Source organism: Hyphococcus aureus (genome assembly GCF_042643165.1).
GTDB classification, from domain to species: domain Bacteria; phylum Pseudomonadota; class Alphaproteobacteria; order Caulobacterales; family Parvularculaceae; genus Hyphococcus; species Hyphococcus aureus.
This window is the reverse complement of sequence record NZ_JBHRSH010000001.1, coordinates 2084759-2101440: the sequence shown is the minus strand read 5'-3', so window position 1 is coordinate 2101440 and position 16682 is coordinate 2084759. Positions and strand designations below refer to the sequence as shown.

Below are 16682 nucleotides of genomic sequence, written 5' to 3'. Positions count from 1 at the left end.
CGTATTTTGTTATTTATGCACATCACTGCGCGATGCGCCAGCCGTTGACGGCTAAACCGCGTCGAGACGCTGCAGCGCCCATTTTACATTGAGCGCCGTGTCTTCACGCCGGTCATAGACGCCGGCCCGAATGACAATCTGTTCTGACGCCGCCGGCGCGCCGCCGGCGCCGCAATAGACGCTTTTTTCAAGCAGCAATTCCGGACAGTTGGATTTAAATCGCCAGCCTTCCTTGTTGGGAAGCAGCAGGATCACCGACTTTTTGTCCCGCGCAAGCGAGGCCCGGACGCCCGGATCAAGATGGAACCGCCAAATTGCGGAATCGATTTCGCGCGGCGCACAACCCGCCAGCATCTCCTCCCCGCGAAGATCCGCGCCATTCGCCGCAAGGAACAATCGCCGCAAATAGGACGCGCCTTCAGGATTTGGGGTCTCTATGCGGCGTTCGATCTCGAGGAGCCGGCCCGCGGCTTCTTCGCCGCGACGCTGGACGACATCCCCGAACACCGGCGACGCCCCGCTTTCCACAAAGGAAAGCGCCGTATGGGCGCTGCGTTGCTCAAGCGCCTTGCGCCAGGAAATACCGCGATGAGCGCCATTGCCGCAATTGACGAGGATGCGGCTGCGGCCAGAAGAAAAATGCAGGGAGCCCGTGCTTTTGAAGGCGCTGCCGCTGTCATCGGCGGTGTCGGCGATCAGGAGTGCGCGCGCCCCAGTAAGTTTGTGATAGCGCGAATGACGGGCGAAATCGGCGGGCCCGAGATCGACGTCCGTTCCTGTCTGAACAGCGAGGAGCGCTTTTGAATCGTCTTCATATCCGCCATTGAAGACGGCGAGCTTGCCGTCGGGACACCGAAAGAACGCCGCCATGACGCTCGCGCGCTGCACCTGATGACGCAGAAAGCCCGGTGGTTGAAATCCGCGCGTCTCAATCGCCTTGATGAGCGACTGCAAGCGTAAGGCAAGTTTTAACTGGCGTGACGGATTGCGGCTCACATGCCCGCCGTCAGGCCGCAATTGCAAACGCAGTTCGCGGCGCGCCATTTCAAGTCCGCGCTCCGCAGGCCCCTCACAGCCCGGCAGCGAATAGCCCGCAATGCCAAGACCGAGCGCCGTCATCAGCCGGTCGAAACCGGTGGCGGCGCGATGGGCGGACCGCGCCAAGTGACGGGTCTGTCGCGCCATGCAGGCGAGCACGCGGCTGCGCCACATGGCGTCGGTTCCCGCCAGAATAAGCGGGTGATAGGCGCAAAGTTCAACCAGCCGTTCAGCGGTGAAATAAGGCTCCCAGCTTTCCGCCGACCAGCGCTCATGGCGGTCGAGCCAGGCCTTCATCAGCGCGCGCGCGGGCGCCTTACCGTCATCGCCGAGCGCTGACAGATGACGCAGCCATGAAAATTCCTGTAGCCACGCACTCAAGGCGCCGTCGGGTTCAGCGAGATCCCAAAGTTTTTCGAGTTCACCTTCGCAATCGATGCTTTCATCGCCAAGCGCGATGCGGCCACGCGCCAGCGCCTGCGCGATCGTTTTATCGGGCGCATAGGGATCGTCAGGCTTGAACAACAGACGGTCAGGGGCCGGACCTTTCAACTGCGCCTGATAGAACGGGCTTTCGCCCCAGGCGCGGCGCACCCGCGAGATCACATCGCGCGAGGCTTTTCCGGAATGTCGCTGAGCGCGGGCCATGACGTCACGACCCCGGGCGCAAAGCGGCGATATTCGCCGCATACTGACTTTCGCCGCCGCGAAAAACTGCGGAGCCCGCCACCAGTACATCCGCGCCAGCCTCGATCGCGAGCGGCGCAGTGTTCGGATCGACGCCGCCATCGACCTCCAAATGCACAGACTTGCCGGACGCGTCGATCAGCTTGCGGATGGCCTCAATTTTTTTCAGTTGCGACGTAATGAATTTCTGCCCGCCAAAACCCGGATTGACCGACATGACGAGCACAAGATCGAGATCCTCGATCGCCGCTTCAATGGCGCTGGCGGGCGTCGCCGGATTGAGCGCCGCGCCGGCTTTCACGCCTGCGCCCTTGATGCGCTGGATCGTGCGATGAAGATGCGGGCCGGCCTCCGGATGGACGGTCAGGATATTCGCCCCCGCAGCCGCAAACTCGTCGATATAGGCGTCGACCGGCGAGATCATGAGATGGACGTCGAAAGGCAGATCCGTCGCCCCGCGGATCGCCTTCACCACCATGGGCCCGATGGTGAGATTGGGGACAAAATGTCCGTCCATCACATCGACATGAATGAAATCCGCGCCTGCCGCCGCAATAGCGGCGACTTCCTCGCCCAGGCGGGCGAAATCGGCAGACAAAATGGACGGGGCGATCAGAACTCGGCTCATGGCTTGAGGTATCGTGATGCGCCGCCGACACGCAATAAGCACGGGACCGAAATCAGCCTTGCTGTGCATAAATTCCTGAAAGAAAAACCCCGCCTTCTGGCGGGGTTTTCCTAGGGGGTGCGTGTAAGAGCGTCAGGGACGGACGCTTTCGATTTCTGAAAGGCAGTTTCAACAACCTAACGAGGATCTTTGTAGGTTCTGAATGGGGCAAAAGTAAGACGAATCCGCCTTAATTTCACTCAAATTGTTGTTTTTATTAGTTAATTCCTGTTATCCATAACAGGAGCCGGCTTCGTCTTAACCCTGACCGGCCGCATCACCAGCCGGGTTTTCCACATGCCGAAAAGCGTTGCGCCAGCCAGCGCAGCCCCGGACAGGAGACCGCCGATCCACTCGACGTCATAAAGACCGATCCCGGCTAGGGCGAAAAGCGCGAGACCGAGCAGCATCGCCAGAAAACGCAGGGGCGATGACGCGGCCCGCCCCACCGCACGCACAGCGCCAGATGCCGTTGAAGCCGCAACGCGGGCTGTTTTGATGGCGCCTTCAGTCACAGCCTCAGCCACTTTCCGAGGGCCAATCAGCCTGACCAGCCCCGCCAGGGCGGCGGCGGCCGCAGCCAGAAGCGCCCATTTCTTGGCGCTCAGCGGGGCTTTTTCCTGATCGGCATGGTCAGCCGCATGAGCCATAACCGGCGTCTCCACCGCCACCGTCGGAACAGTGACCGCAGGATCGAGATCGCTGGCGCCCGCAGGCGACAGAGCCGCCGTCGCCGCCGTCACTGACGCCGCCGCGAGCAGGCCCATCTTCATTTTCTTCAAATTCATATTGTCGTCCCTCCAGAACGATTTGCATTATAAATGGGGGGGCTTCACCGCATTTTCAACATCGGTTGCGCTTCCCTTTCCGCCGCGATCTAAGACGCGCTGACCGCCATCCTGCATGAAAAAGGACCTGCTCATGGAAAAGCGCCGCCTTGGCCGCACGGATTTAGACGTTCCCGCCCTTTGTCTCGGAACGATGATGTATGGCGACCAGATTTCCGAAGCGGACGCCGTTCTGCAAATGGACGCCTGTTTCGATCGCGGGATCAACTTTCTCGACACGGCGGAAATGTACACCGTGCCGCCAAAACCGGAAACGCAGGGCGAATCCGAACGCATTGTCGGCCGCTGGATGGCGTCACGCGAAGTGCGGGACAAAGTCATTCTCGCCACGAAAGTCGCCGGACGCTCGCCCGCCGCCTATATGCGCCCGGAAGGCGGCGAGACGCGCCTCACGCCAGAGCAGATCAGATTCGCCGTGGAGCGCAGTCTTGAAAATCTGCAGACGGATTATATCGATCTCTATCAGCTTCACTGGCCAGACCGCCCCATGCCGCTCTTTGGCGGCGTGCGCACCGGTTATGTGCATTATCAAGACAAAGGCGTTCCCATCGAGGAAACCCTTTCAGCGCTTGGCGATCTCGTGAAAGAAGGAAAGGTCCGCCATGTGGGGCTTTCCAATGAAACGCCTTATGGCGTGATGCAATTCCTGAAAGCGTCAGATGAACAACAATTACCGCGCGTGATCTCGATCCAGAACGCCTACAATCTGTTGAACCGGTCTTTCGAAATGGGTCTTGCGGAGATCGCTCTTGAGGAACAGGTGGGCCTCCTCGCCTACTCGCCGATCGGCCAGGGCGCTCTCACCGGCAAATATCTCGACGGCGGCAATCCGCCGGGCTCGCGAAAGGCCTTGTTCAACCGGTTGCAGCGTTATGAAACGCCGATGGCCGATGAAGCGATCCGCGGTTATCTCACCATCGCGGAAAAGTTCGGCGCCGATCCCACCGTCTTCGCCATGCAGTTCGTGACGACCCGGCCTTTCGTAACCTCAAACATTTTCGGCGCGCGCAATATGGATCAGCTAGACGTGATCTTTGCATCGCTTGACCTGAAATGGACCGACGAAATGGACGCCGCCGTGAATGAATTGCACGGGCGCATCCAGAACCCGTGCCCTTAAGAGGCTAAACCTCAACCTTGCCTAGCCCGCGACGGCGCGCCGCGGCGAGCACCGTGTTGCGCAACAGACAGGCAATCGTCATGGGGCCAACGCCTCCGGGCACCGGGGTTATCGCGCCTGCGACTTCCGCCGCCGCGTCATAGTCGACGTCGCCGACGAGCCGCATCTTGCCGCTTTCCTCGATACGGTTGATGCCGACATCGATGACAATGGCGCCCTTCTTCACCCAATCGCCCTTGATGAGGCGCGGAATGCCGACAGCGGCGCAGAGGATATCCGCCTCGCGGCACACCGCGGCGAGATCCTTTGTGCGTGAATGCGCCATGGTGACGGTGCAGTTTTCCGCCAGCAAAAGCATCGCCAGCGGCTTGCCCACCAGAATGGAGCGGCCGACAACCACCGCGTTAAGGCCTGAAAGATTTTCCGTCACCGTTTTTGCGAGAATGACCGACCCCTGCGGCGTGCAGGGAACAAGCCCCTCCTTGCCGAGGATCAACCGCCCGGCGTTCACCTCCGTCAGACCGTCAACATCCTTGTCCGGATGAATTTCGTTGATGACGCGGTCCGAAGAAATATGCTTCGGCAACGGCAATTGCACGAGAATGCCGTCTACTTCGTCATCGTCATTCAGCTTGCGGACAAGCGCGACCACGTCATCTTCGCTCGTGTTTTCGGGTAGCTTGTGTTCGATGGAGCGCATGCCGGATTTTTCCGTCGCAACATGCTTGTTGCGCACATAGACCTGGCTCGCAGGATCTTCCCCCACCAGCACCACTGCGAGCGCCGGTTGCACGCCATGCCGGGACTTGATGTCCGCCACCGCGCTCGCTGCCTTTTCGCGCACGCTTGCAGCAATCGCTTTTCCATCGATGATTGTCGTCATGTTCCCTCTCTCCACACTCACTCTGAGGCGAGATTTTGCAGCGCAGCGGTGAGCGCCTTTTTTTCGACTCTTATATCAACCACCTTCAGCCTCGATGTTTCACCGGAAGCAATCAAGAACGCTGATTTCGGCAGACCTAGAACCTTGGCTAACAGTTTGACGATCGCTGCATTCGCCTTGCCCTTGTCCGGCGGCGCCGACACTTTGACGGCGAGACGCGCCTCGCCTTCGGGGCCAAGCCAGACGCCTGCGATGGCGTCCGCTTTCGCGCCGGGGCTCGCGCGCACAAACAGCCGTGCGCCCTCTTGCGTCATTTCGTAGAATTCAGGCCGGCTCACCGGGAGCGCATTACTTCAGCGCGAGCCGCGCCGCGAGCCACCAGTTCATTTCCCTCAGGAAGTAAATGCCGAGAAGCAGGACCAGCGGCGAAATGTCGATGCCGCCAATATAGGGGATCACCTTGCGGATCGGCTTCAGCGCCGGCTCCGTCAGCGAGGTGACGAAGCGCCAGATCATATCCACAAACTGGTTGTGGCGATTCACAACATTGAAGCTGATCAGCCAGGACATGATCACCGATATGAACACGATGAGCGAGTAGATCGAGAGAATGGCGTCGATCAGCGAAAACACCGGCATTGGAATCATGGGCTTTGCAGGCTCCTCATCAACGGGTCCGTCGTGGACCTGAAGACGGGACTTAAGGGCAGTCGGTGGGCCTTGCAAGTTTGGCCGCGCCGCCCGCCCGCTCTCAGCGGGGCCGCCTATTCCGTCAGGCCCTGATCCACGGGCCGGCGGGTGCAGAGCAGCGGGCTCGCAAGGCCGCCGGCGCGAACGAAGCCCACCCCCTCCTTCTCGATGATGAGAAGCGTGATGTCCGCCTCGAAACCGCCTTCGGGCTTGGTGGAAAACGGCGCAGCGTCGCCAGCCCAGAGGAGCCGTCCGGCCTGATCGATCAGGGTCGTTTTCCCCTCCCAGCAGCCAGTATAGGCGCAAACCGAAAAGGCGCCGTCACGGCTTGCGGTGATCGACATGGGCGTCATTTCACCTTCGGGCTGCGCCGCGCACCCGTCGACGGCGCACCAGACCTCCACCGTATTTTCACAATCCCAGGCGTCCGGCGGGATCTCCGATTTTGATGAGGATAAAAGCGCGGCGAGCAACAGGGTCAGCATGAGCTTTCTGGCCTTTCGGGTAGCTTGCCGAAGCTTAGCCCCGGCCTCTCGCCTGCGCCAGAGCGGGCTCGACGAAGGCCCCGCTGGCGACCCTCCGGTAATTGACAGGCCAGAACGCCAAGCCGTAAAAATGCTGCTTCCCAAACGGGGCTCGCGACGCCCCTGACATCCGGCCAATGGCCGCCGTAAAATATTCCTGGAATGGGGCTGTAGCTCAGTTGGGAGAGCGCGTCGTTCGCAATGACGAGGTCAGGGGTTCGATTCCCCTCAGCTCCACCATAATATAACAATAACTCATTGTTATTATTGATGTTTTTTTTCTTTCATCTTTTTCGGCCCCTCTTTCAACCCCGTTTTGAAAAAGGAAGACAAATGACCGAAAGACAAATCAAAAATGCAAATCGCATTCGCCAACTAAGGCCCCCGAAGGGGCCTTTTCTTTTGAGACGGGTACATCGACCCAATCATGAGTCCATTGGGACATTGGTACAGCAATCGCCGTGGCAAACATAATCCGGGTCGCGGTCAGGGACATTCACATCGTCACGCTCGCCAGCGTCGATCCGGTTTGCCCCCGCGCGCAAGTTTGTTGCAACATCTGCAGCGCCCCGATTTTCTAACTCATGCGCAAATGTGCGGGCTTCTGTTGGAGAAAAACCCGCAGGCCCTATAAAGGCGCGCCGCTTCATGGTGATAGTCTGGCGCCAACCATCAAGCTTTAGATGACGAAAGGCGAGTGCCTTCCGCTCCTCATAAGTGAGTTTGATAACATTCGTCATGTTCAAGCCCTCATTTCTTTTACGGCATCCCGCCGACAAATCCGCTTGTGTCTGTGTTGCTCACTAACGCAATGCGCGCACCGCTATGGCCGCAATGCGGGCGGCGGCATTTCAGTTCGCGGGCAACTTCCGCCAAGCTCACATCGCGATGATCGACCTTTAAGAGCAGCTGCACCGGGCTTTGCAGCCATGTGTGCAGGCATTTCATGCAAGTCGCCTCGATCACTTGGCTGTCATCCAAATCGCGCAGGTGCATATCATCAAGCCAGCTCACCAGAAATCCTCCGCCGACGGAATGCGCGTATAAGAAATCTTGCCCCCGGCGTAACCACCCGGCGGTGGCTTCCATGGCCCCAATGAAAGAACGCGCTTGCCGAATTTCCTGTTGAGCGTGTCGATTGAGAAGGTAATGCGCTCCCATTTCTGGCGGTCGCAGTCGTCATTCAAAAACATATCAAGCTGGCGCCCGGTCGCAGGCGACAAGTCCAGGAGCGTCACGCCGACGCGCACAATTTCATGGTTGCGGGAAAGCTCGTCGCGGGCCTTTTCCCAAAGCGCGCCTAAGCCGGTTAGGATCGCCTGATCGTCATTAACGCAAGGCAAATCCCGCTGCGCAAACCATCCCCCTTCGCGCAGGTCGAGCCAAAGCCACAGTTTGCTGGCGTAGAATTGATCACGGCGCATTCGTCTTGCAGCTTTAGTAAGCAGCAACCGGCCTATATCGCGCGCCTTGTCGATCTTGCGCAGTTCCGGCGGCAAGACGCGCCCATGTCCATACATGCCCCGGCCTGTTGGTTGCGCTTGAATATCGTAGCCATGCAGCCCGTACCACATGCGCTCGCCATTCACATTGCCCCACAGGGCGCGCATCTGTTTTGGCTGGGTCGCGATTAGCTGCGCGGTGGTGTGAATCCCGGCGCGGTTAAGGCGCTGCTCCATACGCCCGCCAATTCCAGAGATTTCTGACAGGGGAAGCGCCGATAAATATTGAAGCGCGCCCTCTGGCTCCCAGACGGTGACGCCATTCGGCTTGTCCATCTTACACGCAAGTTTTGAAAGCAAGCGGTTAGCGGCAAAGCCGATTGAGCATGTGATATGCGGGCCGACATTTTTTGCGATCCGCACTTTAAGCCTCTGCGCCAAAGCATGAGGATCGCGAATATCGCGAGGCGCAAGTTTGCAAGTCAGCTCATCAATTGATTTGACCGTATCAATTGGAATTTCGCAGGCAATCTCGTTTAAGAGCGCGTTGTGTGCGCGCCTGAATAAGTCAGGCCGCTGCATGACAAGAACGATGTCGGGGCAAAGCGCCTGCGCATCCGGCGTGCGCATGACGTTCTTAACGCCGCGCGCCTTCGCTTCCTTACTGCAGGCAATTACGGTGGTGTATTTCGCCTTGTCCGTTTCAAACGGAATAACGCCCACTGGCCGCCCGCGCAGCGCGGGAAACGCTTGCTGCATGACGCTCGCAAAGAAGCCGTCAAAGTCGAGATACAGGCGTTCAATCGTCTCTGGTTTGCGCACGGTCCTACCCCACAATCCGGGACGGACCGCCCTTCCGGCCTCGGATATGGATTAGAACAAATACGGAACGAAAGAGTCAATGGTCTTGTTTTCCAATGCCTCCCGGCGGCAGGATAGCCGCCATGTGCAATCGCTATGAAAACCGGGGAAGCATTAGCCAGATCAGGGCTTTAGCCAAAGTGCTGGAGGCTGAAATCATAACCACGGCGGCGACTGATAATTTACCGCCGCAAGACAACATTTACCCTGATCAGGATGCGCCGGTGCTGCGGCCAGCAGGGAACGGCAAGTTAGAGCTTGCGATGTTGCGGTGGGGCTTTCCGCCCATTCCCGGCCAGAAAGCGCCCATCACAAATATTCGCAACCTCAAAAGCAAATGGTGGAGCGACGTAAATCGCGAATGGATGACTAAGCCCGAATATCGTTGCCTTGTTCCGTTTACAGCCTTTGCAGAGCCGGTGCGTGATTCAACATGGTTCACGGTGAAGGATGTTGAGATAGCGTTCTTTGCTGGCGTGTGGCGTCCATGGAAGGGCGAAAGATTAGCCGAGCAACCGGGCAAGAAGCGCAGAGCGCGCGAGGAACGCGAATGGGAGTTGTACGCATTTCTCACAACAGAGGCGAATGATCTAGTTCGGCCAGTGCATGAGAAGGCAATGCCGGTCATTCTCAGCGATCCAATGGAATGCAATGCGTGGCTCGGCGGTGGGTTTGAAAGTCTTGGATTGCAACGGCCGTATAATGCGGAGGGTATGATAATTCGTGACAAGTCATAGTTTTTATAGCCTTCGCCGAAAACCGTATCGGGCTTTAGTCGAGAAACTCTCGCGCCGGGTCTTCTGGGTCGTCCCAAAGGTGAGTTGAGCCGCGCTGATCTTTCGCCGTCGCCGCCGTTTTCGCGCAATAGCTGCTTTGCTGCGCTAATCGCATTTTCGTCGCGAGCTGCACAATCGAGGCACTTTCACGCGCCTGCATCCTAAGAAGCTTGTCGAAACTCGCAGTCTTCACCGTCGGCTCGTCGAGAACCCGGTCGATCTGTTCCGCGATCCGCCGGGCCATGCAGACATGGCGGCAGAAACTTTCGAGCAACGCCCATGTCTCGCGCTTGAACCAATCCTGCGGCATTCGTTTCACGACGGCGCGCCATTCCTCCGCCTGTTCGATGTTCAAAAACGGTGGAGGCTCAGGCCGTGGTGGCATGGCGTTGATGCTGACAACGTTTAACTCAGATGCCGATTTCTTGCCGCGTGCGCCCATGGTTAGCCTGCCTTTCTGTTTATTAAAAATCGCCGGTTGTTGACGTAAGTGAGAGATAACGTGCCCCCACCGGCTTTTTCCCCCAACCTTCATTAGTGAAATTGGTCCCCCCCCGGGGGTTAAGGCCACGCCGTCGCTGCTCGCGCCTTGTCGGGGATTAACTTCATGAAAGCAGAGCGCCATTCGTCGAGAAGGAAGGCGTTGTCTGTAAGCTTTGCTGGTAGGTCTATGGAAGCGGTGAAACATTCATCGCTTTCGTCATAGGCGTAGAACATTACCGCGTCGCCCGTTTCGCATAGGACAGGATCGCATTGCTCGATTTTCAGTCCGCGTTCATTCGCTTTGGAGGCGACATATTCGGCGGCGTGTTTCAGAGTGGTCATTTCATCGCCCTCGTGGTCATTTGCCAGTGCCGCGCAACGCTTTGATTGCCGGGCTTGCCTTCAGCGCCGGGAACGTCTTTGAGACAAAACCAGAGAGAGCCGTCGCAAGTGACCGCATCGCCCTTCTTGTATTCGTCCGCGCGCTGAAAACCGCCGCGATATTTCATTGATCCGTCAAGCCGCGCCTCTAACGCCTCGATGCGTTCTTGAGCGTTAATGCGCATCGCTTCGAGAAAGCGGAGTTGGTTGTTGATTTCATCGTGGCGTCCCTGAGAATAAAGAACGGCGTGCGATTTACCGCTGTCAAAATCCTTGCGCCGGTCGCGTAAGTTCGCACCCGCTTGCGACCAGAGGCGTTCAAATTCCGCGCGGTCTTGATGTTCGCCGTCGCCGTTCATTATGCCGAGACTTTCCGGTATTCGACGTTATCGAGCCAGGCGACGCATGGGCGCATTTTCGCCCAATTGATCCGTCTAGTGACCAATATGCCGACGTTGTCGCTCTGCCAAAGGCTGACCATTCCCGCCGTAGTGGCGCCGGTTCCGTCTGTTCCGTCTTGTTCAAGCCCGCTGTCCAGCATTTCGACGGAAGCGTGCTCCGCGATGTCGATGGTTACGCCATCATCCCCAAAGGCGATGCCTTCGCCGTCAATAAGCGAAATGGTTTCATCTGGCACATAGCGCGAAGTAATAACCGGCAATCCCAAAATCTCGCCGCCTCTGGCGCCGATGTTTGGATGCTCGAAAGAGTTAAGCGCCGCCGCGATATGGGGCCGCATGACAACGCTTGCCGTGGTAAGATCGCCCGCGAAGGTTTCAACCAACTCGCGCAAATCATATGCAACATCGGTTGTCGCCGCGATGCCGCTTACGCCCTGAAGAACGCCAGCCGGGCTAACGTCCGCCACCGCCGATGCAGTTGACATGAATGTGGAGTCGAGAAGTGCGACGCTCGCCCGCACTAACTCGCTTCTGATCCAAAGCTCGCTGTTTGCGGCGCCAAACTTTAGAAGTTCTTTTGAAATGACCGCCAAAGCCGAAAGGCCGAGCGGCGGGAGGCCGCTGTTCGTAAAGACGCCGCTTGTAACGGGTGCCGGTCGAGCTTCGCCGCGCCAATACGCGCTCGTCCCGGTGCTCATGGAGGTCAGGCGCGTACTCAACGGGGCCGCGCGCATTTGCAGTTGGCCCGTGATTGATCTTTCGCGAACCACTTCGATAAACTCATAGCCGACTTCACCGGCTACCGACCCCGCCCAATCGCTGTCTTGCGTATTTGCGGCAGAAACCGCCGCCTTGATGAATATCGCCGGTTCCGAGTCCTCGCCCCACATCCTCGCGGCATATTTTTCTGCCAGCTGCGCGCGTCCGCCCGCGTGCGCCATCGCAATCGCTGCGCGCGTGAACCCGAGCCCTCTTTCGCTGTGTCTGGTAAGATAATTCGCCGCCAACTTATTAACCCTTTTTAAGAGCCCGGCGGCGGGGGTGCGTCAGAAAATCCCGCCGCCGGGGCCGGTCTGCAATGAGAAACCGTTTGCAGAATCGCCCGGTGCGGCAGTGCAATCCACGTAGGTTTGCGGGGCTTCACGTAGGTTTGCGGGAGTTATTTTTGTGAATTTCTAAGGGTTGCGATTTCAACGAGGGAAAACAGGTGGAGTCCGCAGATTATTTCAGGATGCAGCTTTCCCTCGTTAATCCATGCTTCAAGCGTGCGAGGCGAACGCGCCAGAAATTCCGCCGCGATTTTCTTTGGAACAAGATCGACCGGCGCCAATGTGATGCGACGATCCCGGCATATCCCGCGCAAGGTCTTTAGATCGGCCTCAATCGCTGCCTTGTCGCTTATTGGGACAAGACTTTCCCATGAGGAATGAACCCGCCCGCACTGACACGCCCGGCGCCCGGTCATCTGCACCCCTCTGAATATATGAATTTCTGCGTCCGGTGCGTCCGGTTGCGTCCGCTCACCGCTAGAATTCTTCCGATGAAAGGCTGGGGTAGGACGCACCGGACGGAGCGGACGCACTTTCCACCTTGTTTCTGTTGTTAGTGAGAAGGATTTTTCTAGTCCGCGCCCGGTCGCTCGCTTTGTCGCGATGAACGTCTATTCCAACTTTCCGCAAAACGGGGGCCGCGCGCGTAAGCCGCTCTGATAGGGCTTTGGCTGACTTCGGGAATCCGCTGCCGCGCCGAGTGCTTTCATCAGCGCTTTCCCAAAGCGTATGAAACAATTCAGTCGCCGTACCGGTCCACTCATGGAACGTCGCCATATGGGCGATGACGCCGGAGGCTACCTCATCCGAGTCTGCGATTGCATAAACAGCCTCGTCACGATTGCCCGCATAAGCCTTCATGAAAGCGCCCTCGTCAGAGTGCGCCGCTTCGCAAGCGACGGCCCATGCGGCAAAGTCCGCCATGCGGGGGACGCGATCAAGCTGAACGTGGGGGAGCGCCGCCAAGCCTTCGCTGACGGCGTCGTAAAGCCCGGCCAGAATGGCAGGAAGCGCCGCGTTAAATTCGTTCCAGATGTCCCGTTCCGTCCGGCGTCGGTCTTCAGGGATTGCCGCCAGCTTTATAAGAATAGCTCTGTCCGCTGCGTCCGCTCTGTCCAAAAAATCCCCGATGCCGTTGCAGATGATCGGCCTTTGAGCATCGAATAAGATTTCATCCGTATCAGTATGCAGCTGACGGGTCGCAAAGCCGCCGCCGGTTGCAAGCCGACAAAGGGCATCGGACAGCCACGGCGAGACGCGGCTGACATTGTCGAATGCAAGCACATGCCCATTGCATGCAGCGATATAGAGGTCCCGCTCATCTCGCGGGAACGTCCGCAACGCGGCGGCATTTGGATCGATGATCGACTTCATGACCTTCGACGCCGTACTTTTCGCCGCGCCCTGTTCACCGACGAAAGCAAGGATCGGAAACGGCCCGTCAGGGCGCACGGCCTGGACAAGCCACGCTTTTATGAGAACAAAGTCATCAGGGTTTTCGAGATTGAGGAACGGTTGCAGGCGTTCGAGCCCGCCAAGCCCACGCACGGGCGCGGGAAGCGCCTTCATGCCCGCTGCGCGCCGAAACTTTACCGGCGATCCTTCGATGATGCGCCATCCTTCGGCGTCGATTTCAACGGCCCGCCAATCACGGTCGCAAAGGTCAATATAAATTCGCCGCGCGTCGCCGCCCGCCCGGATATACGGGAGCGCTTGGGCGCCGTCGAAGCGGGCCTTGCCTTCGATGATGGTCAGGGCCGTCTGCACGGCGTCCGATGCAGCGGCAGTGCCGTCTCGTGTATAGTATTCACGCGCCAGCCATTGCTTAAAACCCTTACTGCGAACGGGCCAGTTTTCACGATGTCCGTTGATGTCCAAGGAGGCGAACGGCGTTCCATCTGGCGCATGAAACAAACCGCAATCGCTGGCGATCTCAACCAAACGGTCCGCGGCCTTTTTTGACTTCTTATCCTTCTCACTCATGCTGCGCCGCCGTTGAGAAGAATGGTCTCAAACATAATTTGAGGCATTACACAGAAAGCTGATCCGGCGACGTTGACTAAGCCAAGATCGCCTCCGTCGAGCAACGCGGGAAAAAGATCGCAAACGAATTGTGGGAGGGCGGCGCCGTAAAAGGCGGTCGCTTGAGGCTCGGGAAGCCACATAGCGCGCGCCCAATCGCCGGGCCGGGAATGCTGGCGCCAATCGTCAAGCAAACGGATTGCACGGGCGGCTTGTTCTGAATCTTGCGCCGGGGCGCGGCTGTAGCTATAAGTCATTTGTTCTCTGATTGGTTTGGCGATTGATCTTGAGGCTTGAAACAAAAAGCGCCGCCCTCGGCATGGGGCGGCGTTTTCGTTACGCGGCACTCGATGAAAGCCGCTGCGCTAATTCGATGATGTCAGAATTGCGCCACGCTGCTTGATTCGGACCGATTTTAACCGGCGCGGGATACCGGCCCTCTTTGATGCCACGATACCAACTTGTGCGGGAGGTCGGGATTATCTCCAGTACACGATCGATGCGTGAAAGGCCTTCGGGGGGGAGCGAGGTTGGAGAGTTCATTGCCGTTCCTTTGAATGCGCCGCGATTGAATGCGGCTGTATGGGACGGCCTTAGAATTATGCACCGGTGGCGGTAGGAATCTACCGACTAGTTCCTACCGGTTATTTGTCTCTTCTTTTCCTTTTTGCCCGCTGGATTGCCTCTTTCAGGGAAGCGCCGTTTGCGTAGCCGTACTTTGCTGAGTGCAAATCGTACCATTCGCGCTTCGTCATAAATTTGAAGTCAGCGCTGATCGGTCGGCCAAGTTCCTTTTCAACCTGAGCCCGCAGCTGTGGGTCTGTCTCAATCGCTTTTCTCACCTGTAAGCTGGCGCTCTTAACGATATTATATTGGTTTTCTATCTGTAGAAGCTTTGAAACGGAGACGGCTCCGCGTCTTACTCGCGCTGGAATTGCGCTTCTATCGGGATTTTTTGTATTTTTTGCGTTCAGAATTTCTCGAATAATGGTGCCAAGCTGTTTTCGATCTTGATGTGACAATTCGGTGTCGGGCGCACTCAGCCAATCAATAAAATTTCTGGTTCCATCTTTAAGCCACCGATCTAGAGCAGTGCGTGGCGGGGTAAGTTTAATTGCCATTGCTTAACCTCGTCACAAAAGCCTCCCAATCGGCCATCAATTCCCGTCTTTTCTCCAGAAGGGTTGTGCGCCGATATGCGGCCTCAACACGGTCGGGAATTTTATGCGCGAGGGCGGCTTCCATCGCTGCATGAGGATAAGCTGTCTGTTCCTCGGCCCATGTCCTGAATGAGCTTCGAAAACCATGCGCAGTAAAAGGCTCTCCCATCCTTTTTAGCGCCGCTGCGAATACGGCGTCAGAATACGGACCGCCGTCCGCGTTTGCCGGAAATACGAGATCGCCTCGGCCTGAATGACTTCTCACTTCCTTAAGAATTGAGATTGCTGCGGCACATAACGGGACCACATGCGTTTCGCCCGCTTTCATTCGTTGAGACGGAATGGTCCACAGCTTCTTTCGCAGGTCGATTTCCGACCAACTGGCGAAGCGAATTTCGCCGGTTCGCGCTGCGGTCAATATCAACAACCGGAAAGCTGCCTTCGACGTGAGCGCCATTTCAGACTTACGCAACCGAGCATAAAAAGCCGGAACGTCCGCATAGGGCATGCTCCTCAAGTGAACCGCTGGGGCCCGCTTCTTGCTGAGCGCAGCTGCAATGTCGTCTACCGGATTCGGCCCCGGCCTGAGGTTCTCAGCTATGGCTGCACTTAGAACACGCCCCACACGTTGCTTCACCCGGCGCGCTGTTTCAGGCTTATCTTTCCAAATTTTTTTCAAAGCGCCAGTGACGGTCGGCCCGTCAACCGCGTCAATCATCAAGGAACCAAAATGCGGGAATGCGTATAGCTCCAAGGTTCGCAACCAAGCTGTTGCATGTTTCTCATTTCGCCACTCATGCTTAATCTCATCGTAAAGATCGCGGGAAAAGGCTTCAAAGGTTGGAACCGCGCGCGCGCGCTGCTTTTCTGCAAGCGGATCGACACCATTCCTGATGTGGCGCTTAATTTCGTCACGGCGTGCACGCGCCTCGGCTAAAGAGACTTCCCGGGCCGAACCGGCGCCGATTTCGCGTCGCTTGCCGAGATAGGCAACGATTACAACCCAGCGTTTGTTTCCTCTCTCATCAATGACAAGGTTCAGACAGTTGCCATCCGCATACTTTCCGGGCGCCGACAATGAGGCAACCCGTCTAGCGCTCAATTGGTTGTATTTGACGTTCGACACTGCCGCCTCAGGTGGAAACCCAACTATCTAATCCCCCTTTCCACCCCCTTTTATGCATGAAATTCGGTGAAAAGGCATGGGACAGTATGGAACGCTTTATAGCAATAGTCTATTGATATGTTGATGTTTTTGGGATCGCATGGGACGGCGTGAGACACAGGTTCGGAGGACCTCAGCTCCACCATAATTTATCTCGCAGCAAACTGGTTTGCACTCGCCAGCAATAACGCAACATGAGCGCAGCGCAATAACGCGCATATGCCCTTTCACTATAGCTTCCCGTGATCATTGCTTCCTCAAATCCGATTTTTCGGAATCAATTCCAATTTCCGCGGTGAAAATTTCGAAATACGTTCTCAAGCTATGTTTTTTGGAACGTCTCGCGCGCGCACCAAAAATGAAATTGATTTCAAAAAATAAAACACCGCATACGGATTGTCTTTACCATGTTTTCATGTCCGACCGCGATAGTGATCTTGCGCCGGGAGAATATGAGGCTCGTTCTCAGTGAGTTTCTTTCGACG

Annotated in this window: 20 protein-coding genes and 1 tRNA gene; 3 read left to right on the top strand and 18 right to left on the bottom strand. The window is 57.3% G+C overall.

Annotated features, from left to right (window positions below):
• Positions 1–51 precede the first annotated feature (51 nt).
• The 3 genes from ACFOOP_RS10330 to ACFOOP_RS10320 form a co-directional block, all read right to left on the bottom strand.
• Entirely contained in the window at positions 52–1686 is a 1635-nt protein-coding gene (locus ACFOOP_RS10330) for a heparinase II/III family protein (RefSeq protein WP_379880870.1), read from the bottom strand.
• A 4-nt stretch (positions 1687–1690) separates the two neighbouring features.
• Positions 1691–2353: a ribulose-phosphate 3-epimerase gene (rpe, locus tag ACFOOP_RS10325; protein WP_379880869.1), complete on the bottom strand. Its 663-nt coding sequence runs from the start codon at positions 2351–2353 to the stop codon at positions 1691–1693.
• Positions 2354–2613: 260 nt separating this feature from the next.
• Positions 2614–3180 (bottom strand): hypothetical protein, encoded by a 567-nt coding sequence (locus ACFOOP_RS10320; protein ID WP_379880868.1) that lies wholly within the window; start codon positions 3178–3180, stop codon positions 2614–2616.
• A 133-nt stretch (positions 3181–3313) separates the two neighbouring features.
• Here ACFOOP_RS10320 and ACFOOP_RS10315 point away from each other — a divergent pair, with 133 nt between their 5' ends.
• Entirely contained in the window at positions 3314–4360 is a 1047-nt protein-coding gene (locus ACFOOP_RS10315) for an aldo/keto reductase (RefSeq protein ID WP_379880867.1), read from the top strand.
• A gap of 4 nt (positions 4361–4364) precedes the next feature.
• Here the strand turns inward: ACFOOP_RS10315 and folD are convergent, their stop codons facing one another.
• The 4 genes from folD to ACFOOP_RS10295 form a co-directional block, all read right to left on the bottom strand.
• Positions 4365–5243: a bifunctional methylenetetrahydrofolate dehydrogenase/methenyltetrahydrofolate cyclohydrolase FolD gene (folD, locus tag ACFOOP_RS10310; RefSeq protein ID WP_379880866.1), complete on the bottom strand. Its 879-nt coding sequence runs from the start codon at positions 5241–5243 to the stop codon at positions 4365–4367.
• Positions 5244–5260: 17 nt separating this feature from the next.
• The gene (locus tag ACFOOP_RS10305; RefSeq protein ID WP_379880865.1) at positions 5261–5581 is read right to left on the bottom strand and encodes a DUF167 domain-containing protein; all 321 of its coding nucleotides are present in this window, start codon (positions 5579–5581) and stop codon (positions 5261–5263) included.
• A gap of 10 nt (positions 5582–5591) precedes the next feature.
• Positions 5592–5891: a YggT family protein gene (locus ACFOOP_RS10300; protein ID WP_379880864.1), complete on the bottom strand. Its 300-nt coding sequence runs from the start codon at positions 5889–5891 to the stop codon at positions 5592–5594.
• Between the two features lie 116 nt (positions 5892–6007).
• Complete coding sequence (locus tag ACFOOP_RS10295; protein WP_379880862.1) at positions 6008–6418, bottom strand: hypothetical protein; 411 nt, start codon at positions 6416–6418, stop codon at positions 6008–6010.
• A 203-nt stretch (positions 6419–6621) separates the two neighbouring features.
• Between ACFOOP_RS10295 and ACFOOP_RS10290 the strand changes: the two genes are divergently transcribed.
• Positions 6622–6697: transfer RNA gene (locus tag ACFOOP_RS10290), tRNA-Ala, on the top strand.
• A gap of 185 nt (positions 6698–6882) precedes the next feature.
• Here ACFOOP_RS10290 and ACFOOP_RS10285 read toward each other — a convergent pair.
• The 3 genes from ACFOOP_RS10285 to ACFOOP_RS10275 are packed head-to-tail and all read right to left on the bottom strand — an operon-like array spanning position 6883 to position 8721.
• Positions 6883–7197: a hypothetical protein gene (locus tag ACFOOP_RS10285; RefSeq protein WP_379880861.1), complete on the bottom strand. Its 315-nt coding sequence runs from the start codon at positions 7195–7197 to the stop codon at positions 6883–6885.
• 19 nt (positions 7198–7216) lie between these two features.
• Positions 7217–7471: a hypothetical protein gene (locus ACFOOP_RS10280; RefSeq protein ID WP_379880860.1), complete on the bottom strand. Its 255-nt coding sequence runs from the start codon at positions 7469–7471 to the stop codon at positions 7217–7219.
• Entirely contained in the window at positions 7468–8721 is a 1254-nt protein-coding gene (locus tag ACFOOP_RS10275) for a Y-family DNA polymerase (RefSeq protein ID WP_379880859.1), read from the bottom strand. Before ACFOOP_RS10275 ends, ACFOOP_RS10280 begins: the two co-directional genes overlap by 4 nt.
• Before the next feature lie 122 nt (positions 8722–8843).
• Here ACFOOP_RS10275 and ACFOOP_RS10270 point away from each other — a divergent pair, with 122 nt between their 5' ends.
• Positions 8844–9497: an SOS response-associated peptidase gene (locus ACFOOP_RS10270; protein ID WP_379880858.1), complete on the top strand. Its 654-nt coding sequence runs from the start codon at positions 8844–8846 to the stop codon at positions 9495–9497.
• A gap of 34 nt (positions 9498–9531) precedes the next feature.
• Here ACFOOP_RS10270 and ACFOOP_RS10265 read toward each other — a convergent pair whose 3' ends face one another.
• From ACFOOP_RS10265 to ACFOOP_RS10230, 8 genes are all read right to left on the bottom strand, one after another.
• Complete coding sequence (locus tag ACFOOP_RS10265) at positions 9532–9978, bottom strand: hypothetical protein (RefSeq protein WP_379880857.1); 447 nt, start codon at positions 9976–9978, stop codon at positions 9532–9534.
• 119 nt (positions 9979–10097) lie between these two features.
• Complete coding sequence (locus tag ACFOOP_RS10260) at positions 10098–10361, bottom strand: hypothetical protein (protein ID WP_379880855.1); 264 nt, start codon at positions 10359–10361, stop codon at positions 10098–10100.
• A complete protein-coding gene (locus tag ACFOOP_RS10255; protein WP_379880854.1) occupies positions 10358–10759 on the bottom strand; it encodes a hypothetical protein in 402 nt (133 codons plus the stop codon). Before ACFOOP_RS10255 ends, ACFOOP_RS10260 begins: the two co-directional genes overlap by 4 nt.
• On the bottom strand, positions 10759–11691 hold the full coding sequence (locus ACFOOP_RS10250) for a phage major capsid protein (RefSeq protein ID WP_379880853.1): 933 nt from the start codon (positions 11689–11691) through the stop codon (positions 10759–10761). The genes ACFOOP_RS10255 and ACFOOP_RS10250 overlap by 1 nt, the downstream gene beginning before the upstream one ends.
• 636 nt (positions 11692–12327) lie before the next feature.
• On the bottom strand, positions 12328–13833 hold the full coding sequence (locus ACFOOP_RS10245; RefSeq protein WP_379880852.1) for an AICE element replication initiation protein: 1506 nt from the start codon (positions 13831–13833) through the stop codon (positions 12328–12330).
• Positions 13834–14208: 375 nt separating this feature from the next.
• A complete protein-coding gene (locus tag ACFOOP_RS10240) occupies positions 14209–14415 on the bottom strand; it encodes a helix-turn-helix transcriptional regulator (RefSeq protein WP_379880850.1) in 207 nt (68 codons plus the stop codon).
• Between the two features lie 101 nt (positions 14416–14516).
• Positions 14517–14993 carry a hypothetical protein gene (locus ACFOOP_RS10235; protein ID WP_379880849.1) on the bottom strand — a complete coding sequence of 159 codons (477 nt, stop codon included), beginning with the start codon at positions 14991–14993 and terminating at the stop codon, positions 14517–14519.
• A complete protein-coding gene (locus tag ACFOOP_RS10230; RefSeq protein WP_379880848.1) occupies positions 14983–16158 on the bottom strand; it encodes a tyrosine-type recombinase/integrase in 1176 nt (391 codons plus the stop codon). Before ACFOOP_RS10230 ends, ACFOOP_RS10235 begins: the two co-directional genes overlap by 11 nt.
• Positions 16159–16682: the final 524 nt, after the last annotated feature.

Excerpts from the sequence above, each read along its gene's own strand:
- ACFOOP_RS10330 (WP_379880870.1), bottom strand. The coding sequence starts at position 1,686 with ATGGCCCGCGCTCAGCGACATTCCGGAAAAGCCTCGCGCGATGTGATC.
- rpe (WP_379880869.1), bottom strand. The coding sequence starts at position 2,353 with ATGAGCCGAGTTCTGATCGCCCCGTCCATTTTGTCTGCCGATTTCGCC.
- ACFOOP_RS10320 (WP_379880868.1), bottom strand. The coding sequence starts at position 3,180 with ATGAATTTGAAGAAAATGAAGATGGGCCTGCTCGCGGCGGCGTCAGTG.
- ACFOOP_RS10315 (WP_379880867.1), top strand. The coding sequence starts at position 3,314 with ATGGAAAAGCGCCGCCTTGGCCGCACGGATTTAGACGTTCCCGCCCTT.
- folD (WP_379880866.1), bottom strand. The coding sequence starts at position 5,243 with ATGACGACAATCATCGATGGAAAAGCGATTGCTGCAAGCGTGCGCGAA.
- ACFOOP_RS10300 (WP_379880864.1), bottom strand. The coding sequence starts at position 5,891 with ATGATTCCAATGCCGGTGTTTTCGCTGATCGACGCCATTCTCTCGATC.
- ACFOOP_RS10295 (WP_379880862.1), bottom strand. The coding sequence starts at position 6,418 with ATGCTGACCCTGTTGCTCGCCGCGCTTTTATCCTCATCAAAATCGGAG.
- ACFOOP_RS10285 (WP_379880861.1), bottom strand. The coding sequence starts at position 7,197 with ATGACGAATGTTATCAAACTCACTTATGAGGAGCGGAAGGCACTCGCC.
- ACFOOP_RS10270 (WP_379880858.1), top strand. The coding sequence starts at position 8,844 with ATGTGCAATCGCTATGAAAACCGGGGAAGCATTAGCCAGATCAGGGCT.
- ACFOOP_RS10265 (WP_379880857.1), bottom strand. The coding sequence starts at position 9,978 with ATGGGCGCACGCGGCAAGAAATCGGCATCTGAGTTAAACGTTGTCAGC.
- ACFOOP_RS10260 (WP_379880855.1), bottom strand. The coding sequence starts at position 10,361 with ATGACCACTCTGAAACACGCCGCCGAATATGTCGCCTCCAAAGCGAAT.
- ACFOOP_RS10255 (WP_379880854.1), bottom strand. The coding sequence starts at position 10,759 with ATGAACGGCGACGGCGAACATCAAGACCGCGCGGAATTTGAACGCCTC.
- ACFOOP_RS10250 (WP_379880853.1), bottom strand. The coding sequence starts at position 11,691 with ATGTGGGGCGAGGACTCGGAACCGGCGATATTCATCAAGGCGGCGGTT.
- ACFOOP_RS10245 (WP_379880852.1), bottom strand. The coding sequence starts at position 13,833 with ATGAGTGAGAAGGATAAGAAGTCAAAAAAGGCCGCGGACCGTTTGGTT.
- ACFOOP_RS10240 (WP_379880850.1), bottom strand. The coding sequence starts at position 14,415 with ATGAACTCTCCAACCTCGCTCCCCCCCGAAGGCCTTTCACGCATCGAT.
- ACFOOP_RS10235 (WP_379880849.1), bottom strand. The coding sequence starts at position 14,993 with ATGGCAATTAAACTTACCCCGCCACGCACTGCTCTAGATCGGTGGCTT.